This window comes from Phormidesmis sp. 146-20, from assembly GCF_052939475.1.
In genome coordinates, this window is record NZ_JBJPHT010000094.1 from 1 (window position 1) to 8,856 (window position 8,856).

At 48.8% G+C, this 8,856-nt stretch carries 8 protein-coding genes; 4 read left to right on the plus strand and 4 right to left on the minus strand.

Going from position 1 to position 8,856, the window contains the following annotated elements:
• The first annotated feature begins 208 nt into the window (after positions 1-208).
• A complete protein-coding gene (locus tag ACKFKH_RS32930) occupies positions 209-1,900 on the plus strand; it encodes a DUF3685 domain-containing protein (RefSeq protein WP_446862619.1) in 1,692 nt (563 codons plus the stop codon).
• Between the two features lie 184 nt (positions 1,901-2,084).
• Entirely contained in the window at positions 2,085-2,894 is an 810-nt protein-coding gene (locus ACKFKH_RS32935) for an SPFH domain-containing protein (RefSeq protein ID WP_446862620.1), read from the plus strand.
• Here the strand turns inward: ACKFKH_RS32935 and folP are convergent.
• Positions 2,887-3,777: a dihydropteroate synthase gene (gene folP, locus ACKFKH_RS32940; RefSeq protein ID WP_446862621.1), complete on the minus strand. Its 891-nt coding sequence runs from the start codon at positions 3,775-3,777 to the stop codon at positions 2,887-2,889. The genes ACKFKH_RS32935 and folP overlap by 8 nt on opposite strands.
• A 148-nt stretch (positions 3,778-3,925) precedes the next feature.
• Between folP and ACKFKH_RS32945 the strand changes: the two genes are divergently transcribed.
• Positions 3,926-5,029, plus strand: coding sequence for a Vgb family protein (locus tag ACKFKH_RS32945; protein ID WP_446862622.1), 1,104 nt, complete (start codon positions 3,926-3,928; stop codon positions 5,027-5,029).
• Positions 5,030-5,122: 93 nt separating this feature from the next.
• On the opposite strand, the gene ACKFKH_RS32950 is transcribed toward ACKFKH_RS32945, so the two are convergent.
• Positions 5,123-5,617 (minus strand): orange carotenoid protein N-terminal domain-containing protein, encoded by a 495-nt coding sequence (locus tag ACKFKH_RS32950; protein ID WP_446862623.1) that lies wholly within the window; start codon positions 5,615-5,617, stop codon positions 5,123-5,125.
• 207 nt (positions 5,618-5,824) lie between these two features.
• Between ACKFKH_RS32950 and ACKFKH_RS32955 the strand changes: the two genes are divergently transcribed.
• Entirely contained in the window at positions 5,825-6,100 is a 276-nt protein-coding gene (locus ACKFKH_RS32955) for a photosystem I reaction center subunit X (RefSeq protein ID WP_446862624.1), read from the plus strand.
• Positions 6,101-6,177: 77 nt separating this feature from the next.
• Here ACKFKH_RS32955 and ACKFKH_RS32960 read toward each other — a convergent pair whose 3' ends face one another.
• Positions 6,178-6,849 carry a Uma2 family endonuclease gene (locus tag ACKFKH_RS32960; protein WP_446862625.1) on the minus strand — a complete coding sequence of 224 codons (672 nt, stop codon included), beginning with the start codon at positions 6,847-6,849 and terminating at the stop codon, positions 6,178-6,180.
• Between the two features lie 82 nt (positions 6,850-6,931).
• Positions 6,932-8,521 (minus strand): glycoside hydrolase family 57 protein, encoded by a 1,590-nt coding sequence (locus tag ACKFKH_RS32965; RefSeq protein ID WP_446862626.1) that lies wholly within the window; start codon positions 8,519-8,521, stop codon positions 6,932-6,934.
• Positions 8,522-8,856 lie beyond the last annotated feature (335 nt).

The following is an 8,856-nucleotide window of genomic DNA, read 5'->3' on the forward strand; positions in this document are numbered from 1 at the left end:
GACTTTGAACGCTGATCAGGGTTCTAAATTCTGGAAGTCTTTTTTGCTTAAAGTCGGATTTAGGGGGCTGAAGCCGACTAGAACTTGATCAGAAAGTTGCACATTGCCTTTGTTTAGATCTACAGTCCTTAGCTGAACATTGAGGTGAAAAAACTTCTTTGAACTCATGTCTTCCCAGGCTTTTTGGTTTTCCCTACTCTTCTGACCCATGACCCTCGATCGCTCCCCTAATCCATTACGGCTCATGGTCATTGAGGCAGATCCGCTGTTGCGATTGGGTTTGGTGACGGGGTTGGGCCGATTTACTGATCTGCAAGTGGTTGAGGTGGAGACGGTGACGATCGCCCTTCAACAGTTGGCAGATCGACGAAATGGAGTGGCGATCGACGTAATTCTGCTGGGATTAGATTCACAAACGCCTATTGAGGTCTGTCAGTCTCTCAACTCTCATGGGCCGGTTTTGCTGCTAGGGTCTGTGTCACCAACGCTGCTGTTGACTGCTTTTGAGATGGGAGTCGAGGGCTATTGTCCACAGGGAAGTTCTCTAACTGCGTTGGTGCAGGCAATCCAACGGGTGGCAGCCGGAGAAACGGTTTGGAATCTAGAAATTTTGCAAGGCGCGGCTCCTCCGATGGTCAATCCCATTGCGGTACTGCGGCAAAATCTGCGATCGTCGAGTCTTCGTCAAATCGAAGCGGCTCTAGCCCAACTGACCGAGGAACTGCGATCGTCCACCCTGTCGCCCGTCGATCGAGCCTTACTGCTGGGACAACGGCGTGAACTGAGAGCCGCTAGATGGTTGGTCAAAAAACTCTTGCCGCCTGCTGTGGGAACGACCGCTTCAGAATCGACGCTGACGATCGCATCGACTGCACAGCTTTTAGACGCGACTACACAACTGGCTCCCACTGCTCAGACCAAATCGGTGGCCGTAAGGACTTCTAGAAATGGACGGGCGCACTTGTTCGATCGTGTCTCGGCAAAACTTCAATCCAGCTTAGAAAACCTCACGTCAACGCCTCTAGAAATTGACATTCTCAAATCAGAACGCAAGCGTGAACTTTTTTATGCAGTGCTGCGGCAGATTGAGGCGAGTTTGGATGAGTTGCGTTTTTCTCAGGTGCAGTCTGATCAATTGGTTGAGAAACAGTCTGTGATCCTGCGGGATCTGTGGCAGGCTGTCACGACTGAATTTTTTGGTCGATACTACACGCTGCAATCGCGTCAGCAGCAAGTCGAAGTCGTTCCTGCGCTTTTGCAAGAAGCCAGCTCGGTGCAAACTCAGATTCTCGATCGCATTCCGTTAGTTTTGGATCTCTACAACTTTTTGCTGTTTCAGTCTCCGCTGACGATCGACAATACCAACCATTCTGCAACTAGCCCCGATGCGCTTGACCGCGCCACCGATTTGCTAGAGAATCTGACCATTCAGCTTGCCAATGCCGTCGTACAACCGTTGCTCAATCGGTTTGCAGACGTAGAGCTGATCAAACAAAACTTTTACGATCGACGGCTGCTCTCGACTCGTGAAATCGAACGCTTTCGCAATGAGTTGTCCTGGCGCTATCGGGTCGATCGCTATGTCAACGAACCCAAAGACATCTTTGAAAGCCGCCATTTACTGCTGGTGTTTAGCAGTCAGGGCATTGAGCGACTGTTGATCTACACGCCACGAGTCCAAGAGCTAGAACACCTTAGAGGCATTCGATTGGGCGTAACGCTGGCACTAGAAACACGGGATGCGATCGCCCCTCGGCTGCGGTCGGCGATCGCTTTTGTAGGCAGGGGTGTTGTGTATCTGTTGACCGAAGTGATTGGTCGCGGCATTGGTTTAATCGGTCGGGGCGTGGTCAAAGGCATCGGCAATGTCTGGCAAGAAAGTAAGCGAAAAGAGTTTTGAAGTCTAAAAAGATGGCTGGAGTCTCCTTGAGAATGCTAAAACTATCGCTATAGAGCGTATTCCAATCTCTATAATTGCTATAAAATGAATCACCCTGAGAATTTGAAGTTATAAATAACTCACGCTTCGTCCCCTCTTATCTAAGCAAACCCCTACATTCTAAAAAGCTCGAAGGAGCGCATATATGATTGAGTTACTTGGTGCATTCACACTGATTGTCCTGGGCTATGTAATTGGCTCTGTAAGAATCATTGATCAGGGTGATGAAGCCTTGGTGCAACGGCTTGGACAATACAGACGCACCTTGAAGCCAGGACTTAATTTTGTGATTCCAATTTTGGACACAGTTTTGGTTGAGACGATTCGCGAGCAGATCTCTGACATCAAACCTCAAAAAGCCCTGACCAATGACAATGTGCCGATCGAGGTGGATGCTGTCGTCTTTTGGCAAATTCTCGACCTCAAGAAAGCCTACTATGCCGTTGAGGATCTCGAAGAAGCGCTCAGACAACTCGTGACCACCAACTTGCGTGCAGAGATTGGGCAACTCTCGCTAGAAGAGGCGATTTCTTCGACCAGTCGGGTCAATCAAGCCTTGCTGCGCCAACTCGACAAAGCGACCGCCAACTGGGGGGTGAAGGTAATTCGGGTGGAGGTGCAGGAAATCATCTTGTCGCAGGCGTTGAGAGACTCTCTCGAAAGAGAGCGGACTGCCCGCAGTGAAAAGCAAGCCACCCTTTCGAGAACTGAGGCAACGGTACAGTCGATCGCCGAGCTTGCCGAAGCGCTACGAAGCCATCCTAATTCTCAAGAAGTTTTGCGCTATCTAGTTGCCAGAGATTATGTCAACGCCAGTCTAGAATTGAGCAAGAGCGGCAACGCCAAAATTGTGTTCATGGATCCTAAATTCATGAATGAGGCCATCACAGATTTGATCAATCCCAATGAATTTGATCAGGGCGCAGACACCAGTTCTGGAAACGGCTCTACTTAGAGATGGGGAGACCTTCGCCCCGCCAAATGGCATCGGCAACTCGACAAACCTCTCGCATTTCTGGTAGATCGTGAACTCTGAGAAGATGGGCACCGCCGACGATCGCACTCACACAGGCGGCCGCTGTTCCCCAGACTCGTTTTTGAGGGTCGGGCTGGTTGAGAAGATGACCGATAAAACTTTTGCGAGAGACTCCGACTAAAATTGGACAGTTCAAGCTTTGAAAGTCTGGGAGTCTCCGCAGAATTTCCAGGTTGTGGGCGTATTTTTTGGCAAACCCAATGCCGGGGTCGAGAATGATTTGCTGACGATCGACCCCCGCTGCGATCGCCGCCTCAAGTCGTTCTGACAAAAACTGATAAATTTCGCCAATTAGATCGTCGTAGTCTGTGAGCGTCTGCATGGTTTTAGGGGTTCCGCGCAGGTGCATCAGCGCGATCGGAACCTGCAACCTCGCCACTGCAGGCAACATTTCTGCATCAAACGTGCCGCCCGAAACGTCGTTGATCAAGTCAGCACCAGACTCGATCGCCGCCTCCGCAACTTTAGCTCTGGTCGTATCTACCGAGATGGGAACGCTTGAGAATTCTGGATTTTGCCGTAGCGCTTGAATGATGGGAACGACGCGATCGAGTTCCTCAGTCAGCGAGATTTCTTCTGCGTTGGGGCGAGTGGATTGTCCACCGATGTCTAGAATGTCTGCTCCGCCCTTTACCAACTGCTGAGACTGTTTGCAAGCGGCTGCGATCGTATTGAACTGTCCCCCATCACTAAAACTGTCAGGTGTGACATTCAAAACGCCCATCAAGTAAGTTTGAGACCCCCAATTAAAGGAGCGATCGCGCAACCGCCACGGAACGATCGCAGTGTTCTCAGAATTCATAGTGTCTTGGTATGAACTTCATCAAAGATTTACGTGAAATTACGGATAAGATCAGGAATATTGCTGATTTTGGTGACGCAAACGACAGTTCAGAAGCTCAATTCTCTCAACAATAGAAAGACTATCTTGATCACGCTATAGAAATTTAATGAGCAAGTCATCTTCTTTCCTAAAACGCTCGATCGTGGTCAGTGTTGGCTCACTCTTGAGTCTACTGGCTGCTAGAGCCGATGCCGCCCTTCTAATCGGAAATACCAGAGGCAACAATGTCGTTATCTACGGTGATGCCGGAAACTTTGGCGGAGACTTTATCGCACTTGGCTCAGGCGGATTGCTTGACCCCGACGATCTGACTTTTGGCCCCGACGGCAATCTCTATGTCAGCAGTGGCAGTGGCTCTACAGGAAAGATTCTACGCTACAACGGCAAGACAGGCGATTTTATCGATGAGTTTGCGACCACTGGGCTGATTCGTCCCTACGGCAATGCCTTTGGCCCCGACGGCAATCTCTATGTCAGCAGCTTTCTCACCGACCAAATTCTCCGCTTTGACGGCAAAACAGGCGCATTTATTGACGTATTCGCCGCCGCGACAGGCACACGAGAATCTGGCAAGCTGAACGGGCCCAATGATCTGCTGTTCACAGCGGATGGTCGTCTGTTGGTGACGACTCAAGGCAGCGTTGCTATTCCCGATCCTGACAAACCTGGATCATTTAAGGCCAGTTTCCCTGGGTTTGAGAGTCAGGTGTTGAGCTATGACATCAAAACAGGCGAGTCGAAAGTCTTCATTAGCCAACCAACTCCCTCTCCAGACGTTGGGTTTGTAAGCTTTTTGGGATTGGCGATCGGGCCTCAAGGCGATCTATTTGTTAGCGACTTTGCCAGTGATATTCGTCGCTATGATTTGCAAACAGGCACTTTCAAAGAGATGATTTCCACCAAATACCAAACGGCATCCAGTAGCTTTGGCAATCTTACCTTTGATCCTAGTGGAAACCTTTATACGGTTGGTTTTGATAATAAGACTAACAACGGTGCAATCTTGCGCTACGACAGCAACGGCAAGCCCTTCCCTTCTACCGGAAACTCAAGTGCAGTTTTTGTGGCGACGAATGGAGATTTGAAGCGTCCGATCGGCATCACTTACGCGGATATTAAAGTTCCAGAACCCGGCGCGATCGTTGGATTAGCAGCCGTTAGCTTATTAGGATTGTCTGCTCTAAAACGACGCAAATCAGCGATCGACTAACCCACCTCAATCAAAACCGATGAAGCGAATCTTGGACAACTAGATCCTTGATCCGCTTCATTCTTTTCCTGTGCTGCTCAAACCTTGTGGTGATCAAACGATCTTGCTTAAAAACTGTAGCTTTTCCTCAGTCTCATAAGATTTGAGCGAGGTGAGTAATTCTTGTGTCTCAGACGATAGAGAATAGTCACTCGGCATTGTCACCATACCGTCTCCCATTTTGCTGGCGAGATTGTACCAGACGGCGAGACGCTCATTGGGGCTGAGGCTTTCGTACTCCTCGATCGGAGACTCCACGCCATCACCCGGAATCAGTTGCGCCATTGCCTTAGAAGGATGGATATCAAGAACCACCTCATCGCGATCAGTGTCTGATAGAACGTCCTGCAAAAACTCAACTTGGCTACCCTCGCGCATTTCTGTCACTTGCTTCACGACTTCTTCGACTTTTTTGGAAGCCATATCAGACGAGAGTAAAGACCCTCCAATTTCCTGATAGAGATAGCCCATTGCAGCAATTTGATCATCAACTGGGAGCCGCTTAAAACTGGTAGCAAGGCTATTGAGTTCTTTTGTATCGATGGTCATAAAAGCCTCTGTAATTTGGGTTAATTGCAATGTCTGATACAAAGATTAGGTGCTTGCTTGACAGGGCACCCCTACACAGAGATAGAAGCAGTCTCAATCTGACAATCTCTCTAGAGTTGGAGCCTCAACTCTCACAGTGGGCAGAGGTAAAAGAGGAGCGATCGCGAAAAGATGAGTGCATCTTAAATCCAGTTAGGAGTAATCAATATGCTTCTGTCTTCTTTCGCCGCCTTGCCTACCGTGGGTACAGATCTTTGGAACTGGGAAGGAACTCCCATTATTATCGGCTCTTGTCTATTTGTCTTGATAGTTGCCAGTCGCACGATTAAATATCCTCACACGGGCGCTAAGATGCCGTTGCCTTTTTCAAAGTCGCTGTTTAATGACATCAGTGTGGCGGGCTTCTTGGCTTCGATGAGTTTTGGTCACATTTTGGGCGTGTTGGGTGTGTTGGCGCTGGCTGGTGCTGGCACCTTTAAGTAGGGCGACAAGAGAAAAGCTGTTGAGAGAAGTTCGACTTTGTAATTGGTTCTAGCAAGCCGGACTTCTTTTGCAATTGTTTAGAGATCGTTTGGGTTGATGCCTTGCGATCGCAGCATTTCAGCCAGCTTCTCAGCCCGTTGACGTTCTTGCTCTGCTCGTTGACGTTCTTGCTCTGCTCGTTGACGTTCTATGATAAGTTCTTGTTCTAGCTGTTGGCGTTGAGCTTGTTCTGCTTTAATGAGAGTCTCAACGTTAGCGGGAGAAAGCACTTCATCAACTGATAAAACCAAATCGGGAAACTGGGAAAATTGAATTTGTCGTCCCCGCATGAAGTCGGTATGTTGATAACCATCTTCATTAGCGGGATTGGTCATGATTCTGACCCGTTCTTTTTGGGGATCGACAATGCAATATTCAGGAATATCAATCAGTGCATATTCTGCCCGTTTGCGAATGTAGTCCTCACGCCAATTGTCACTAGCTACTTCAATAACGAGTACAGGTACTTCATTGAAATCTAAGACATCTGAACCCAAACGATTTAGCAGTTGTTCTCCAAGAGTTTGACCAAAGACAACTATACCGGGAATGCGATCGTTCCTTTCAGTTTTTATCCCAGCTTTTGAGACAATGAATAAACCCAACCCTTTTGCATTACTGTATTGCTGAAGATGGTAGACCAGAAACTTGCAGATATTGATCGTAAGCTCTTCTGATTCTGCAATAATCGGCACATTGGTCTGAGTCATAGTCCCCTAGTACAGCGAGTTGTTGAGGATGTGGACAACTAATTATGCTGCACCACATCCTGCTGATTATGTCCTGACTATTCTAGAGAGGACGATAAACGCGGTAGTTGATGTTGGGGAAGATATTGTCGATCGCTTCTACTTTTTCGACCCAGCCGGAATCGATTTTGTCCTGGTTGATATCTTCAAAGAGTTTGTTAAAGCGCATCAGGTGCGATCGAGTTCTTCTAATCGCGTAGGGCACCATTGTTCCGGTTCGCATAATGAAGGCCCAGTCGGACGATTGTGCGAGTAGCAGTTCTCTCGCCGCCTGATTTAAGGCACGCCAGCTTAATTCGTCTTCGGGTTCGCGTTTTGAAAGCTCGATCATGCGTTCAGCCGCTTTATGTAAGTGAGGATAGACCCAGGCGTTGGTTTCGTTGAGCCAGTATTCGTGAAAGCCTTTGTAGCCCCAGCTTGATTGTGAGGGGCGGCAGACCTGCTGAGTGGGATGATCTTTTAAGTAATCTGCCAGGTGCGTCATCTCAAACGTGTTCTGATCAAACCAAGCTTTGCGGAACAGGTAATCAATAAACCAGGGGCCTTCGTACCACCAATGACCAAAGAGTTCTGCGTCGTAGGGCGAGACGATGATCGGCGGGCGCTGCATGATGCCGCTGAGGTGTTCGACTTGACGTTCGCGATTGTAGGCAAAATTTTCGGCATGTTCGGCAGTTTTTTCTTTTGCCCAGTAGGGATCGTAGAGTTGCTTATCGGATAGCCCTAACCCTTTGCCTGTGATTTTGTGGTACTTGATGCCGACATTTTTGCGCTGACCATTGGGCATGACGTAGGGCTTAATGTATTCGTAGTCAGCATCCCAGCCTAAATCACGATAGAATTCTCGATACTCTGCTGCACCGGGATAGCCAACTTCAGAAGACCAGACTTGCTGAGACGATTCGTGGTCGCGTCCAAAAGCTGCCACGCCTGCCTCGGTAAAAATGGGCGCATAGGTGCCAAATCGAGGACGAGGACGCGCATAGAGAATGCCATGTCCGTCAGTTAAGAAGTAGCGCAGTCCGGCATCTGCCAACATGCGATCGACCCCTTCGTAATAAGCGCACTCTGGGAGCCAAATCCCTTTTGCGGGTCGTCCAAATGTCTGCTCATAATGCTCACAGGCAACTTGAATCTGGGCCCAAACAGCCTGCGGATACATTTTCATCAACGGCAGATAGCCATGCGTTGCGCCACAGGTGATGATTTCTAGATTGCCACTGTCAAGATATTGTTTGAAGGCTTTGATCAGGTTGCGATCGTACTTCTCCCACATGTGACGCACGGCGTTGAATTCTTTGGCGTAGTGTTCTGCCAGGTACTTCATGTGACCGTTGTGGGCGTGACGCTCGACCTCCATCTCGGTGAGTTCTTCGAGTTGAGCGAGGTGATCGTCGTAGCGTTCTTGCAGCAACGGATCGAGCAACATCGACACCAGGGGCGGAGTCATGCTCATCGTCAATTTGAAGTTAACGCCGTCTCGTTTTAGCCCCTCAAAGACTTGTAGCAGTGGTATATACGTCTCGGTGATGGCTTCGTAGAGCCATTCTTCTTCCAGCACATAGTCACTTTCGGGGTGACGGACGAAGGGCAGGTGGGCGTGCAGGACGAGGGCAACATATCCAATGCTCATATAAGTTCCGAAGGGTTGAAGGGCTGAGAAATGGGAATTTTTTGGTGTGAAATTCCGGGATTGCCAAAATTGTAAAGCAAAACTGAAGGCGAAAAATATTCAGTTGAGGGAGAGATGGGGGAGGAGGGAGGAGGGAGGAGGCGATCGAAAACTCAAAATCCTGAAACTCGTAGAGTGGGCCCGTCCTTAAGTTAGTAACGTCGATTTGGAGGTTTGGATGAATGATAAGGCTAGGCAGCGTCATAACTAAAAATTTTGGTCAGCGCATAGTCGAGACAAGTTAGAGCTAATTTATAAAGTAAATCTTAAGCAGCTAATCGTCTCACCATGAGACG